This window comes from Roseovarius autotrophicus, from assembly GCF_018069895.1.
Lineage (GTDB): Bacteria > Pseudomonadota > Alphaproteobacteria > Rhodobacterales > Rhodobacteraceae > Roseovarius > Roseovarius autotrophicus.
In genome coordinates, this window is sequence record NZ_JAGQDH010000001.1 from 388,520 (window position 1) to 402,966 (window position 14,447).

Consider the following 14,447-nt stretch of genomic DNA (forward strand, 5'->3'; position numbering starts at 1 on the left):
CTGGCCTTTCATACGCCCGAATGCGATAGACTGAACGGGTCTGCCGAGGGGTGTGTCATGCGGGGGATTCTTGCCCGATCCTGTCTTTGCGCGGCAGTGGCGCTTGGCTTTGCCACGCCGCCCGCGTTGGCTGCGCAGATCACGCTCCGGACCCCCGAAGGGGCCAGCGGTTTTGCCAAGGCGATGCGCGAGGGTTCTCTTGCCGTCGCGACTGTCGCCCAGCAGGACAGCACTGCGCAGGATCTTCTGGCCGCGGCACAGGCGGATTACGCGCGGCTACTGGGTGTGCTCTATGCGTCCGGCTTCTATGGCGGGGTGATCTCGATCCTGGTGGACGGGCGCGAGGCCGCGACGATTCCGCCACTGGATGCACCCGCCGAGATCACGCGCATCGAGATCACCGTCGAACCTGGTCCGCGCTTCACCTTCGGGCGCGCCGAGGTGGCACCGCTCGCCCCTGGCACCGCCCTGCCGGCCGACTTTCGCACCGGCGAGACCGCCCGAGGCAACCTGATCGGCGCGGCGGCGCGCGCGGGCGTCACCGGCTGGCGCGACGCAGGCCACGCCAAGGCCGCCGTGGCCGGTCAGGACATCGTGGCCGATCACGCCCGCGCCACGCTCGATGCAGTCATTGCCCTTGCCCCCGGCCCGCGCCTGCGCTTCGGCGATCTGCACATCCGACGCGGGCGCACCCCCAGCCGCGTGCGCGAAGAGCGCATCCGCGCCATCGCGGGCCTGCCCACGGGCAAGACATTCTCGCCCGCGCTGCTTGACAAATCCGCCAACCGCCTGCGCCGCACCGGGGCCTTCCGCTCGGTCCGCCTGACCGAGGCCGAGACACCCAATCCCGACGGCACACTCGATATCGCGGCCCGCGTGAGCGACGCACAACCCCGCCGCATCGGCGCAGGCGCAGAGCTTTCCTCCTCCGAAGGCGTCACCCTTTCCGGCTTCTGGCTGCACCGCAACCTGCTGGGCGGCGCGGAACGGCTGCGCATCGACGCGCTCATCGGCGGCATCGGCGGCGATTCGGGCGGCGAGGATTTTCGCCTCGGCGCGCGCCTCGACCGCCCCGCCACCTTCACCCCCGATACCGGTTCCTTCGTCTTTGCCAATCTCGAGGACAACAACGAACCCGATTACAGCGAGAGCAAGGCCGAGATCGGCGGCGGCCTCACCCATATCTTCTCCGACACGCTCTCGGGCGAGGCGGCTCTGGCCTTTCGCTATTCCGAGATCACCGACGATCTGGGCACGCGCACGCTGTCGCATATCCTTCTGCCCGCGCGCCTGACATGGGATCAGCGCGACGACCCGCTCAACCCGACGCGCGGACGCTACCTTGACCTCTCCGCCACCCCCTTCGTCAGCCCCGACAAGGGCAGCGCCGGCAGCCGCTTTTTCGTCGATCTGCGCGATTACCTCACCTTCGGAGAGACCCGCCGCGTGACGCTCGCGGGCCGCGCGCAACTGGGCAGCGTGGCGGGCGGCGACTTCATCGACCTGCCCGCCGACACGCTGTTCTGGTCGGGCGGCGCGGGCACCGTGCGCGGGCAGGGCTATCAGAATCTCGGCGTTGATCTCGGCCCCGGCATCACCGTGGGCGGGCGCTCGTTCCTTGGCTTTTCCGGCGAGGTGCGCACCATGGTGACCGACATCATTCAGGCCGTGGTCTTCGCCGATGCCGGTTTCATCGGCGAAGAGGCGGCGGGCAACGGGCGCGGCGAATGGCATGGCGGCGCGGGGCTTGGCGGGCGCTATTTCACCGCCGTGGGGCCGATCCGCGTCGATCTGGCGACACCCCTCGACGGCGACGCAGGCTCTCAGTTCGAAATATACATCGGCATCGGGCAGGCGTTCTGAGATGCGCGCGCTCCTTCTTCTCTCACTCGTCCTGACCCTTTTCGCAGCGCCACTCCCGGCGCAGCAGGTCGATGAGGACAGCGGCGGCTTCCTCGAGCAACTTCTGGAGGACAACCTCTCTGCCGTCGGCCGCGACGTGCGCATCCGGGGCTTTGTCGGCGCGCTGTCGTCGCAGGCCACCATGGCACAGATGACCATTGCCGACGCCGAAGGCGTCTGGCTGCGCCTTTCCGGCGTCACCCTCGACTGGTCGCGCGCGGCACTCCTGCGCGGGCGGGTGGAGGTGAACCGCCTAACGGCGCAGGAAATCGAGATCGTCCGCCCCCCGCAACCCGGCCCAGAGATCACCCCCGAGATCGCCGAGGCGCGACCCTTCTCGCTGCCCGAACTCCCCGTCTCCATCAATATCGGCGAGTTGACCGCCGAGACGGTGATTCTCGGCGCGCCCCTTCTGGGCGAGGAAATCCGCCTCTCGATCACAGGCGCGATCACGCTCGGCTCGGGCGAAGGCAGCGCCACGCTGGAGGCCCGCCGCCTTGACGGGCGCGGCGCGATCACGCTCGACGCAGGCTTTGCCAACGCGACCCGGGTGCTCGCGCTCGATCTGGCGGTGGACGAGGCTCCGGGCGGCATCGCCGCCACGCTCCTCAACCTTCCCGGCGCGCCTGCGCTCGCCCTCTCGGTCACCGGCACCGCGCCGCTCGACGATTACGCCGCCGATATCCGGCTGGCCACCGACGGCACTGACCGCCTGACCGGACGCGTCGCCGTGACCGCCCCCGCAGACGCGAATTCGCGCTTTTCCGCCACGCTCGACGGCGACCTGACCCCGCTCCTGCCCGAGGAGTTCCGCCCCTTCTTCGGGCCACAGAGCGCGCTGGCCATCACCGGCAGCCGCACCGCCACCGGCCGCACCGAGATCGACCGCCTGTCACTCTCGGCGGCGCAATTCAGCCTTGAAGGCAACCTTGCCCTCGACGCGGCGAACTGGCCCGAACGGTTCAACCTCACCGGTGAGATCGGCAATGGCGAAGCACCTGTGCGCCTGCCTGTGGCCGATCCACCCACAGAGATCACCGGCGCGACCCTCACCGCCCGCTATGACGCCGCGCGCGGCGACCGCTGGCGCCTTGAGGCCACGCTCTCGGGCCTCACGCAACCCGATCTGCGGCTTGAGACCGCAACCGTTCGCGCGCGCGGCGCGCTCTTGCGTATCCCGCCGCGCGGTGTCACCGCGCTGACGGAATTTTCCCTTCTCGGCCTGGCCCCAACCGATCCGGCCCTTGCTCAGGCGACCGGCCCTGCCCTGACCGGCCATGCCACGATCGACTGGCGCGAAGGCGGACCGCTCGTGCTGCGCGCCTTTCGCGCCAACGCAGGCGACGCCACGCTTTCCGGCTCGGCCGAGATCGCGGCGCTCACCGACGGCTTTCCGGTTACGGGCCGTGTGGCCCTCAGCGCCGAGGACCTCGCGCGCTTTGCCCCGCTCGCGGGCCAGCCGCTCGAAGGCCGCGCCAGCGCGGCAATTGCCGGCTCCGGCTCGCTTCTGGGCGGCGCTTTCGACCTCACGATCACCGGTGAGACGGACCGCCTTGCGCTTGGCATCCCGCAGATTGACCCGCTCATCGCGCCCCCCGGCACGCTCGCCCTCACCGCGCGCCGCGACACCACCGGCACCACGCTCGACCGTCTCCTGATCCGGAACGCCGAATTTACCGGCACGGCAGAGGGCCGCCTCTCGGGTCAGAGCGGCGCGCTCACCATCACCGCTGCGCTCGCCGATCTCGGCCTCGCCGACCGCCGCCTTGACGGGCCTGCGCGCGTGGCGGGCGATGTGGGCTGGCAGGCGGGCGGCGATGTAACCCTCACCGGCCTCAAAATCACGGCCATGGGGGCGGTGCTCGATCTCACCGGCACACTCTCGCCTGAGATGCCCGGCCTGCCTGTCGCAGGCCGCCTTACCGCCGAAATATCCGATCTCGCGCGCTTCGCCGCCCTGACCGGCCAGCCCCTCGCGGGCCGGATCGACGCCACGCTCACCGGGCAAGGCGTGATCGAGAACCAGACCGGCACGATCACCCTCGACGCCCAAAGCACCGGCCTCGCCCTCGGGATCGCCCAGCTTGACCCGCTCATCGCCAGCACCGGCACGCTTCATGTCAACGCCACCCATGACGGCGCCACCACCACGTTGCGCGCGCTGCGGCTTGCCTATGACAAGCTCCGCCTCACCGCCTCTGGCACGGGCGAGATCGCGGCGCAGACCGGCGAGGTCACGTTCGATGCTGGCCTCACTGATCTTTCCCCGCTCGATGCGCACCTGTCGGGCGCGGGCACGGCCAAGGGCACCGTCGCGCGCGACGCCGGGGGCACGATCACCCTCACGGCGCTTGAAGCCGAGGCCATGGGTGCGACCCTTGCCGCCACCGGCACCGTCAACCCGGAAACGCCCGCCGCCACCGGCACGCTTAGCGCGCGCATCGCTGACCTTGCCCGCTTCAACGCGCTCTCGGGTCAGCGCCTTGCGGGCAGCCTCGATCTGACGGCCGAAGGCTCCGGCGAAGGCGAGAGCCTGCGCGTGAAAACCACCCTCGCCGGGCGCGACCTCGCCACCGGCATTGCCGATCTCGACCGCCTCATCGCCGGGCGGCTTGAGCTGAGCGCCGATGCGGGCCGCACGCCCGAGCGCATCGAGATCACCGAAATCCGCCTTGCCACACCGCAACTGACGCTTGATGCGCGCGGCGACGGCGCGGGCGGGCCGGTGACGCTCGATGCGCGCCTCGCCAATCTCGGCCTTTTCCTGCCAGAGTTTCCCGGCCCTCTCGCCACACGCGGCACGGTCACGCTTGTCGGACCAGAGGCGCGGCGCATAGCCCTCGCGCTCGACGCCACCGGGCCGGGCGGGACCACCGCGCGCGTCTCGGGCGATGTGCTCGACCATGGCGCGCGGCTTGACCTTGCCACCTCGGGCCGCCTGCCGCTTGCCCTCATCAACCGGTTCATCCAACCCAATGCCCTTTCGGGCACCGCCGAATTCGACCTCCGCGCGCAGGGCGCGCCCGCGCTCGCCGCGCTCTCGGGCACGGTACGCACCTCTGGCACACAAGTCTCGCTCCCCGATGCGGGGCTGGCCATCGACGACCTCAGCGGCAGCGCCACGCTTGGCCAATCCCGCGCCACCACCGATTTCACCGCCCGCCTGCGCGACGGCGGCGCGGTGCGTATCACCGGCCCGGTCTCGCTTGTTCCCGATTACGCGGGCGATCTGACCGTGGCGCTTCTTGGCACGGTGCTCAGCGACCGGCTGATCTACACCACCACCGCCAATGGCGCGGTAACGCTCAACGGGCCGCTGACCGGCGGCGCGCGCATCGGCGGCGAGATCACGCTTGAGGAAACCAACATCCGCATCCCCTCGGGGCTTGGTCCCGCCTCGGTCTCGCTCCCCGATCTGCGCCACATCAATGAAAGCGCCGCCTCCCGCCTCACCCGCGAACGCGCCGGCCTTCTGAAAGAGACAACCGCCAGTGCCCCGCGCCGCGCGTTCCAGCTCGCGCTCACCATCAACGCGCCGTCGCGCATCTTCGTGCGCGGGCGTGGCCTCGACGCCGAACTTGGCGGGCGGCTGCGCATCGGCGGCACCTCGGCCGATGTCTCGCCCGCAGGTTTTTTCGAACTGCGCCGCGGCCGCCTCGACATTCTCGGCAAGCGTCTCACCCTGACCGAGGGGCGCGTGACCATTCAAGGCTCACTCGATCCCTGGCTGCGCTTCGTAGCCCGGACACGGATTGACGACACCGAAGTGCAGGTGATCATCGAGGGGCTGGCCAGCGCACCCGAAGTTACCTTCGCCTCAAATCCCGATCTGCCGCAGGAAGAGATCGTCGCGCGCCTTATCTTCGGGCGCGGGCTTGGCGACATCTCGCCCTTGCAAGCGGCCCAGCTTGCCTCGGCGGTGGCCACGCTCTCGGGCGGGGGCGGCGATCTGGTCGGGCGGCTGCGCGGCGGGCTGGGGCTGGCCGATCTCGATGTGAGCCAGACCGCCGACGGCGATACCCAGGTCAGCGCAGGCACCTATCTCTCGGACAAGGTCTATACCGAAGTGACCGCCGACAGCACCGGCAAGCAGCGCATCAACCTCAATCTCGACCTCACCCGTTCACTCACCGTCAAGGGCGGCGCCTCGAACGATGGCGACAGCGGCATCGGCATCTTCTTCGAGCGCGACTACTGAGACCGCTCCACATCAGCATCGAGGTTGATCCGCTACGCTCTGCGACGCCAGTTGCAAGGTGGTTCTGCGTCACCCGCCCGCCCGCCACGCCGCCCAGGCCTCGGGCGTGTCGAGATCCGTGATCGCGCGCTCTCCGGGCAGGGGGAGCAATGTAACCGGACGGTCCCGTAGCAGCGCGCGCGCGCCCTCATCCCCCGAGAGAATCGCCAACTCAGGCAAGAGCGCGGTGGGAAAGATCACCGGATGACCGGGCCGTCCATCCTCGGATGTGGCGCGAAGGATCGTCTTTTCATCAAAGGCTTGCAGGACAGTCTTCAAGTTCCCGGCAGTCAGGTCCGGCATGTCGGGCAAGAGCACCATCAACGCAGATGCGCCCCGCGCCTGCACCCATTCCGCGCCTGCGCGCAAAGAGGCCGCCATGCCTTCGGCAGCATCGGGCACGTTCAGACGCGCGACCGGCAGCCCTTCGAGCACCGCCGCGCGCTGCCCCCCGCCGGGCGGCAGCGTCACCAGCACATCGGCACTGACCGAGAGCGCCACCTCCGCCCGCTCGCGCAAAAGCGCTCGGCCGCGCACCACCTCGAGCAGCTTGTCGCGTCCGCGCATGCGCCGCGACGCCCCCGCCGCCGGAAGAAGCACCGCGACAGCCATCTAGCGGATCAGGTTGAGCCGCAGCTTCAACCCCCGTCGCGCCTCCTGCGGCAAATGGCGGTTGAGGCGGCGGTTGACGAGACCGAAAAACCCGATCACCGCCAGCGTCAGCAGGATGAAATAGAAGGCCAGGATCGGATAGGGCACGAAGGGGTTGAAGGTCTTGTCCGCGAAGAACCGCGCGTAATAAAGCGCGTCGCCGCGTTGTTGCCAGGCTGGAAAGCCGGAAAAGAACACCAGCGTGGTGGAGTGAAACAGAAAGATCGCCTCGTTCGTGTAGGCGGGCCAGGCAAGCCGCAGCATGGTTGGCCAGACGATCCGGCGAAACCGTGGCCAGCCCGAAAAGCCATAGGAATCCGCCGCCTCCACATCGCCCTTTGGGATCGAGCGCAGCGCGCCATAGAAGATCTCTCCCGAATAGGCGGCGGTGTTGAGAAACAGCACGATCAGCGCACCGAGCCACGCGGAGGTGAAGGCGTTGAAGAACGGATGCACCGACTTGAGCGAGAGAAACAGGAAATAGGCGAAAAAGAACTGGATGAAGAGCGGCGAGCCGCGAAACACGAAGATGAACCATTCCGACGGCTTGCGGATCAGCGGGTTTCGCGCCCCCTTGCCGAGCGCCACCACCGTCGCCAGAAAGAACCCGGCGAACAGCGCCACCGCGCCGAAATAGATGTTCCAGATCATCCCCGAGCCGATCAGGGTGAAATGCTCACACAGTGTATAGCCCCCGCGCGGCAAAAGCCGCTCGCCATAGCCCAGCGACCGCAGCCCGTAGTCCTGGATCGTCTGCCAGCAACTCATGCGGCCGCCCTCCGCTGCGCTTCGCCGCCCGTTGTCGCCTGACCGTGGTTGAGGCGCACCATCACCCGCTCCAGCACCACCTCGGACACCCGCGTGAGGCCGAGGTAGAAAACCAGCAGCGCCAGGAAATACCACATCCGCCAGTCGCCATGGGGATAGGCGGTAAAGCGCGGATTGGCGGTGCCGCCCAGTTCGCGCGCCCAATAGACGATATCCTCGATTCCAAGCAGAAACAGCAGCGGCGTCGCCTTGGTGAGAACCATCCAGAGGTTGCTGAGGCCTGGCAGCGCATAGACCCACATCTGCGGCACGAGGATGCGCCAGAAACTCTGGCTGCGCGACATGCCGTAGGCTTCTGCCGTCTCAAGCTGCGCGCGCGGCACGGCGCGCATGGCGCCATAAAGCACATTGGCGGCGAAAGCGCCGAAGACGATGGCAAAGGTCAGAACCGCAAGAAAGAACGCATAGCTGTCATGCACCCATTGTGCCGCATTGCTCAGCGGCAGCTTGGCCGCCGGGCAGACCACGAAATCACTGCCCTGCCAGATCTCGGCCTCCCAGTCGGGGCATTTGATCTTGTGGCGCACCACCTCGAACATCTGATCTAACGCGATGACGAAGAACAGGAAAAACGCGATATCCGGCACGCCCCGCACGATCGCGATATAGCCCTTGCCAATCCAGCTGAGCGGCGCGATGCGCGAGCGCGCCGCCATCGCCCCGCCAAAGCCGAAGGCAAGCGCTGCGGGCGCGGTGACCGCCAGAAGCAGCAGAACCGTGCCCACGGCCACGTAGAGATTGGCGTGTTTCGGCGTGGTCAGGTAGCAGGCAAACCAGCGCCAGCCCTCAAGCGTGGCAGGATCGGAGCAGAAGGAAAAAATGGCGGCCTCCGTCGGGCTGAATGGCCCCCGCGCGGATGGCGCGAGGGCAGCAAGGCGTCATTCGAAGGTCGAGGCCACTTCCCATTTGGCAATGAGCGCGTTGAGTGTGCCATCCGCCTTCATCGAGGTGATCGCCGCGTCGAACTTGGCGCGCAATTCATCGTCGGACTGGCGCAATCCCATGCCGACACCGCCGCCAAGCGGCACGTCCTCGCCCACAAAGCGCAGGTCGGCATCGGCCTCGGCGATGGGGGCAAGATAGGACTTGTCGGCAAGAACCGCGTCCGCCTCGCCATTGCGCACGGCGGCGACGGTTTCCTCGGGTGTGGCGAATTCCACCAGCGTCGCGCCCGATTCCGCGACATAGCCCGCCTGAATCGTGCCGGTCTGCGCCGCGATCACACCGCCCTCAAGGTCCACATCGTCAGACATGCCAAGATAGGCCGAGGGATCTGGCGGCGTATAGTTCTGGGTAAAGGCGATCACCTGCGCGCGTTCCTCGGTAATCGACATGCCCGCGATGATCGCGTCATAATTGCCCGAAACGAGGTTGGGGATGATGCTGTCCCAATCGTTCGTCACCCATTCGCAGTTGAGCGCAGCGCGCTTGCACAATTCGTCGCCCAAATCGCGCTCGAAGCCGTCGATCTGCCCGGCATCGTTGATGAAATTCCACGGCGCATAGGCGCCCTCGGTGCCCAGACGCACCACGTCCTGCGCCATCGTCGCGCTGGCCATCATGGCCATCGCTGCGGTGGAGATCAGTAGTTTCCTCATGGTTTTCTCCCTTTTTGGTTGACGGTTGTCAGACGGCCATGGTGGAGCTGAGAAAGCCCCGCAGCCGCTCGGATCTGGGTGCACCAAACAAATCTGCGGGCGCGCCCTCTTCCTCGATCAGACCCTGATGCAGGAACACCACATGATCGCTCACATCGCGGGCCATCTTCATGTCATGGGTGACGATCATCATGGTGCGGCCCTCGCCCGCCAGATCCTTGATGACGCGGATCACCTCCTGTTCCAGCTCCGGGTCAAGCGCCGATGTCGGCTCATCGAACAAAAGCGCCTCCGGCTCCATGCACAGCGCGCGGGCAATGGCGGCGCGCTGCTGCTGGCCGCCCGACAGTTGCGCCGGGTAGGCATCGCATTTGTCGCCGATCCCCACCTTGTCGAGATAGCCGCGCGCGGCCTCCTCCGCCTCGGCGCGGGCGCGCCCCAGCACCGTCACTGGGGCCTCCATCACGTTTTGCAGGATCGTCATATGCGCCCAGAGATTGAATTGCTGGAACACCATGCTGAGATTGGTGCGAATGCGCAAAACCTGTTTCGCATCAGCGGGGTGGCGGTTCAGGCCGGTGCCCCGCCAGCGCACCGGCTCACCGTTGAACAGGATGTCGCCCTGCTGGCTGTCCTCAAGCAGGTTGGCACAGCGCAGGATGGTGGATTTGCCCGACCCGGACGAACCGATCAGCGAGATCACATGCCCCCTGGGCGCGGTGATATCCACGCCCTTGATGACCTCCAGGGCGCCATAGGCCTTGTGCAGGTTTCGGATCTCGATGACCGGCGTCTCAGACACGCGCATCCCCCCTGATGGACGATATCTTTACTGTTTTGTGACAATAGGACGGAAATTTATGCCCATTGCAACTTGCAAAGCGGTGAAATGGCGGCTCTGGCGTCCGAAGTGACGCCCGGTCAGCCCAAATCGGCGGCAGGTGGGTGCGGGATGGGCAACGCACGATAGGTCTCGGGAGAAAGGTAAACGATACCGCGCAGACCAAGCGTGGCGCGATCCGCCGCCGACAGCGCCGCCAGCGCCCCGGCCAGCGCCGCCCGGATCGGTTCGGGATCACGGTGCCGTGCGGTGACATAGGGCAAGCCGGGGCCTGGCGTGGTGCGCCCGATCACGCGCAGATCGCGGGCGATGGCATCGTGGCGCTGCATGAGCGCCCATGTCAGCGCGTCAATCGCGGCTATATCGGCGCGCCCCTCGGCCACCGCCTGCCCCGACAGGCGGTGCGCCCCGGTCATGAGGATGCGCCCGAAGGCAAAGCCCTGCGCTGCGGCATGGGCCTGCGGCGCAGCCCAGCCCGATTGCGACAGCGGCTCGTTACAGGCGAGGGCCGCCCCGGCGAAATCGTGCGGCGCCGCGCGCAAATCGCCCGCACGCACCACGAAAACGCTGTAATAAAAACCCTCCGGGCAGTCGGGCAGGTCATAGACCGGCGTGGCCACAAGGCTCAGCCGGTCATGCAACCGCGCGCGATAGGGCAGCCCGCAGGTCTGCGACAGGATCAGATCGGGGCTTTGCCAATGTGCCCACGGATCGCCCCCGCGCGCAAGCTGCGCCGGCCCCTGCCCCAGCCGCGCGCGCACGCCCTGCCAGAGCCGGTCATTGGCTGCGGCCGTCTCGGGGCGGTCATACATGGGCAGGCTCGCGATCACCCGCGCGCCACCTTCTGGCGCGCGCGCGCGCTTTCCTGATCGGTGATGCCAAGCAGGTTCGCCACCAGCCGGATAAGCGAATCCTCATGCGCCTCGCGCGTGCCATCGGCGAGCGCCACCTGCCAAAGCGCCTCGATCACCGCCGCGCGCGCCTCATGCGGCACGGCGTCCTTGATCGCGCGGGTAAAGCGCACGGTGTCGGGGGCCTCGGCCTCCAGCACCTCGGCCTCGGTCCGCAGCGCCTCGGCCTGAGCGGCGTCAAGACCGTAGCGTCCGACAAGGATCACGGTGATGCGCGCGCGCTCCTCGGGCGCGTAATCGCCATCGCTGCGCGCCAGCCGCACCAGCAGCGCCGCAAGCGCCAGCCGCGCATCGGCATCGTTCAGCGGATCGGGGGCGGGCGCCAGAAGCCGGGTCAGGAAATCAGCGAACATGACCTATCCTTAGCCCAGCCACCCGCCCTCGCCAATGGCTCAGAGCGCAGTCCAGCCGCCATCGACGCTGATCGTCGTGCCGGTGATCTGCGCCGCCGCGTCCGAGCACAGGAAAAGCGCGGTGCCGCCCATCTGCGCGGTGGTGGCGAATTCCTTGGAGGGCTGGCGCTCCAGCATGACCTTCTCGATCACCTCGTCACGGTCCATGCCGTATTTCTCCATCGTGTCGGGGATCTGCGCCTCCACCAGCGGGGTCAGCACATAACCCGGACAGATCGCATTCGCAGTGATCGGCTCGCGCGCGGTTTCCAGCGCGGTCACCTTGGTGAACCCGACAATGCCATGCTTGGCCGCCACATAGGCCGATTTGAACGGGCTTGCCGTCAGACCATGCGCGCTCGCGATATTGATCACCCGTCCCCAGCCCGCCTTGCGCATCACGGGCAGCGCGGCGGCAGTGGTGTGAAAGGCAGAGCTGAGGTTGATGGCGATGATCGCATCCCATTTGTCGGCGGGAAACTCGTCGATCGGGCAGACATGCTGGATGCCGGCGTTGTTCACAAGGATGTCGCAGGCACCCGCCTGTTCGATCAGCGCGCGGCACTCGTCGGGCTTCGACATGTCGGCCTTGATATAGCGCGCCTGCGTGCCGGTCTCCTGCGCGATGCGGGCCGCCAGGGCGTGATCCTCGGCCGAATCGGTGAACGAGTTCAGCACGACATTCACACCCGCCCGCGCGAGTTCCTCTGCAATCCCGAGGCCGATGCCAGAATTCGATCCGGTAATGATGGCGGTCTTGCCTTTGACACTCATGCCCAGTCTCCCAATGTCTGTTGCGTGTGCAGCATATGTGCTGCATAGGCGAAATGCACGGGGGTTTGGCGATCACGGGTCGGAGAGCGGCCAAAAAAAACCCCGGCGCAAGGCCGGGGTATAGTCATTGAGGCAGGTTTCATACAGGCAAGAAACCTATCGAGCAGTGCCCCCTTTATAAGCAATCCCGCGCCGCAGTCCAAGCTAAAAGTTTGAAAAGACGTGAACCCGCTTTTACGTTGGCGGCCAAGGAAACAAGGCAGAGCAGGAATTGTTGCTGAAATGATCCGGGATATTTTCCGCGCAGGGCGTTCACTTCTGGTCGCATTGGCCCTCCTGCCCGCCGCCCCTCTGGCGCGGGCAGAACCGGCCCATGGCATAGCTATGTATGGCGCCCCGGCCCTGCCACCGGATTTTGTGTCGCTGCCCTATGCCAACCCGGATGCCCCCAAGGGCGGGCGGGTCGTCACCGGCAATATCGGCAGCTTCGATTCGCTCAATCCCTTCATCCTGCGCGGCACCCCGCCCTGGCAATTGGCCCATCTCACGCACGAGTCGCTGATGGGCCGGTCCTGGGATGAACCCTTCACCCTTTACGGCCTTCTGGCCGAATCGGTCGAGACCGACGCCGCCCGTTCCTGGGTCGAATTCACCCTGCGCGAGGAGGCCCGATTCTCTGACGGCGCCCCCGTCACCGTCGCGGATGTGATCTGGTCCTACGAGACCTTGGGCACACGCGGGCACCCGCGCTATCGCAGTTTCATGGACAAGGTCGCTCGGATCGAGGCCACGGGGCCGCGATCCATCCGCCTGACCTTCTCCGAGGAGGACCGCGAACTGGCGCTGCTGGCCGGTCTGCGCCCGATCCTGCAAAAGGCGCAATGGCAGGGCCGCGACATCGCCGAGGGCGGGCTGGCCGATATTCCGATGGGCACCGGCCCCTATGTGGTGGCCGATTACGAGGCCGGGCGCTTTGTCCGGCTCACCCGCAACCCCGATTACTGGGGCCGCAATCTGCCGCTGCGGCGCGGCACCGCCAATTTCGACGAGATCAGGATCGAGTTCTACGGCGACAACACCGTGATGAAAGAGGCGTTCAAGGCCGGGCTGCTGAGCTATGTGCGCGAATTCAACGCCGAGGCCTGGGCCACGCAATACGATTTCCCCGCCGTCCAGCGCGGCGAGATCAGCTTGAGCGAAATTCCGCACGCCAAGCCCTCTGGCATGACCGGCTTTGTCATGAACACGCGGCGCGCGCCGCTCGATGACTGGCGCGTGCGCGAGGCGCTGATCACCGCGTTCAATTTCGAATATATCAACGACACGCTGACCGGCGGGCGACAGCCGCGCATCACCTCCTATTTCTCCGGCTCCGACCTGGCCATGCGCCCCGGCCCCGCGACGGGCCGCGTGCGCGACTTGCTGTTGCCCTTCAAGGACACGCTCCTGCCCGGCACGCTTGAAGGCTATGCCCTGCCCGAGGGCGACGGCACCGCGCGCAACCGCGCGGCCCTGCGCCGCGCGCGCGCCCTGCTGGAGGAGGCGGGATGGCGCATCGAGGACGGTCGCCTTGTGGGAAGAGACGGCCAACCGCTTGAATTGACGGTGCTTCTTCAACAGGACGGGCTTCTGGCGCAGGCCGGTGCGATGATGGATATCTACGCTGCGGCCCTTGACCGTCTCGGCATCCGCCTAGCGGTCGAAACCGTGGACAAGGCACAATATGCCGAGCGCGAGGCGCAATTCGATTTCGACCTCACGATGATGCGCCGCGCGCTCTCGCTCAGCCCCGGCAACGAGCAGATGTTCTACTGGGGCTCCGAGCACGCCGATCAGCCCGGCAGCCGGAACCTCATGGGAATGCGCTCTCCCGCTGCCGAGGCGATGATCGGCGCCATGCTCACCGCCCGGACGCAGGACGAGTTCATCGCCGCCACGCGCGCGCTCGACCGGGTGTTGACGGCGGGGCGCTATGTCATACCGATCCATCAATACGCCGTAGGTCGTATTGCCCACAGGGTCGATCTGACTTATCTTGAGGATCGGCTGCCGATTTACGGGGACGGGCTGCATTTCCTCCCCGAGGTGTGGTGGCAAACGACAACCGACTGAGGCGGTCACAACGCGAGCAGACAACGAGGCACAGGCACCGAACATGCGAAAACTGATCATTCTAGCCCTTATCGCCGGAACCGCCGGACTTGCCGCCTGCAACACCGTAGAGGGCGTCGGGCGTGACATTTCGGGTGCCGCGCGCGGCGTCAAGAACGCGCTCTGAAACACCTGCCGCCCCAAGCAACCGGCCACACCCGT

At 66.9% G+C, this 14,447-nt stretch carries 12 protein-coding genes; 4 read left to right on the plus strand and 8 right to left on the minus strand.

Annotation, left to right across the window (positions count from 1 at the left end; all coding sequences use genetic code 11):
* The first annotated feature begins 57 nt into the window (after nt 1–57).
* On the plus strand, nt 58–1,863 hold the full coding sequence (locus KAK09_RS02005; protein WP_210877152.1) for an autotransporter assembly complex protein TamA: 1,806 nt from the start codon (nt 58–60) through the stop codon (nt 1,861–1,863).
* Nucleotide 1,864: 1 nt separating this feature from the next.
* The gene (locus tag KAK09_RS02010) at nt 1,865–6,100 is read left to right on the plus strand and encodes a translocation/assembly module TamB domain-containing protein (RefSeq protein WP_210877153.1); all 4,236 of its coding nucleotides are present in this window, start codon (nt 1,865–1,867) and stop codon (nt 6,098–6,100) included.
* A gap of 69 nt (nt 6,101–6,169) precedes the next feature.
* Here KAK09_RS02010 and KAK09_RS02015 read toward each other — a convergent pair whose 3' ends face one another.
* The 8 genes from KAK09_RS02015 to KAK09_RS02050 all read right to left on the minus strand — a co-directional run bounded on the left by KAK09_RS02015 (nt 6,170) and on the right by KAK09_RS02050 (nt 12,134).
* Entirely contained in the window at nt 6,170–6,751 is a 582-nt protein-coding gene (locus KAK09_RS02015) for a nucleotidyltransferase family protein (protein WP_210877154.1), read from the minus strand.
* On the minus strand, nt 6,752–7,558 hold the full coding sequence (locus tag KAK09_RS02020; protein ID WP_210877155.1) for an ABC transporter permease: 807 nt from the start codon (nt 7,556–7,558) through the stop codon (nt 6,752–6,754). It abuts the gene before it with no gap.
* Entirely contained in the window at nt 7,555–8,439 is an 885-nt protein-coding gene (locus KAK09_RS02025) for an ABC transporter permease subunit (RefSeq protein WP_210877364.1), read from the minus strand. The genes KAK09_RS02020 and KAK09_RS02025 overlap by 4 nt, the downstream gene beginning before the upstream one ends.
* Nucleotides 8,440–8,496: 57 nt before the next feature.
* Entirely contained in the window at nt 8,497–9,216 is a 720-nt protein-coding gene (locus KAK09_RS02030; protein WP_210877156.1) for a transporter substrate-binding domain-containing protein, read from the minus strand.
* A gap of 28 nt (nt 9,217–9,244) precedes the next feature.
* Nucleotides 9,245–10,018 (minus strand): ABC transporter ATP-binding protein, encoded by a 774-nt coding sequence (locus KAK09_RS02035; RefSeq protein WP_336244404.1) that lies wholly within the window; start codon nt 10,016–10,018, stop codon nt 9,245–9,247.
* 119 nt (nt 10,019–10,137) lie between these two features.
* On the minus strand, nt 10,138–10,887 hold the full coding sequence (locus KAK09_RS02040; protein ID WP_210877158.1) for a phosphate/phosphite/phosphonate ABC transporter substrate-binding protein: 750 nt from the start codon (nt 10,885–10,887) through the stop codon (nt 10,138–10,140).
* Nucleotides 10,884–11,321, minus strand: coding sequence for a tellurite resistance TerB family protein (locus tag KAK09_RS02045; RefSeq protein WP_210877159.1), 438 nt, complete (start codon nt 11,319–11,321; stop codon nt 10,884–10,886). Before KAK09_RS02045 ends, KAK09_RS02040 begins: the two co-directional genes overlap by 4 nt.
* A 39-nt stretch (nt 11,322–11,360) precedes the next feature.
* A complete protein-coding gene (locus KAK09_RS02050; protein ID WP_210877160.1) occupies nt 11,361–12,134 on the minus strand; it encodes a 3-hydroxybutyrate dehydrogenase in 774 nt (257 codons plus the stop codon).
* A 282-nt stretch (nt 12,135–12,416) separates the two neighbouring features.
* On the opposite strand from KAK09_RS02050, the gene KAK09_RS02055 reads away from it, so the two are divergent.
* Together KAK09_RS02055 and KAK09_RS02060 are read left to right on the plus strand one after the other, a co-directional pair.
* A complete protein-coding gene (locus KAK09_RS02055; protein WP_210877161.1) occupies nt 12,417–14,246 on the plus strand; it encodes an extracellular solute-binding protein in 1,830 nt (609 codons plus the stop codon).
* A gap of 43 nt (nt 14,247–14,289) precedes the next feature.
* Nucleotides 14,290–14,412 (plus strand): entericidin, EcnA/B family, encoded by a 123-nt coding sequence (locus tag KAK09_RS02060; RefSeq protein WP_210877162.1) that lies wholly within the window; start codon nt 14,290–14,292, stop codon nt 14,410–14,412.
* Nucleotides 14,413–14,447: the final 35 nt, after the last annotated feature.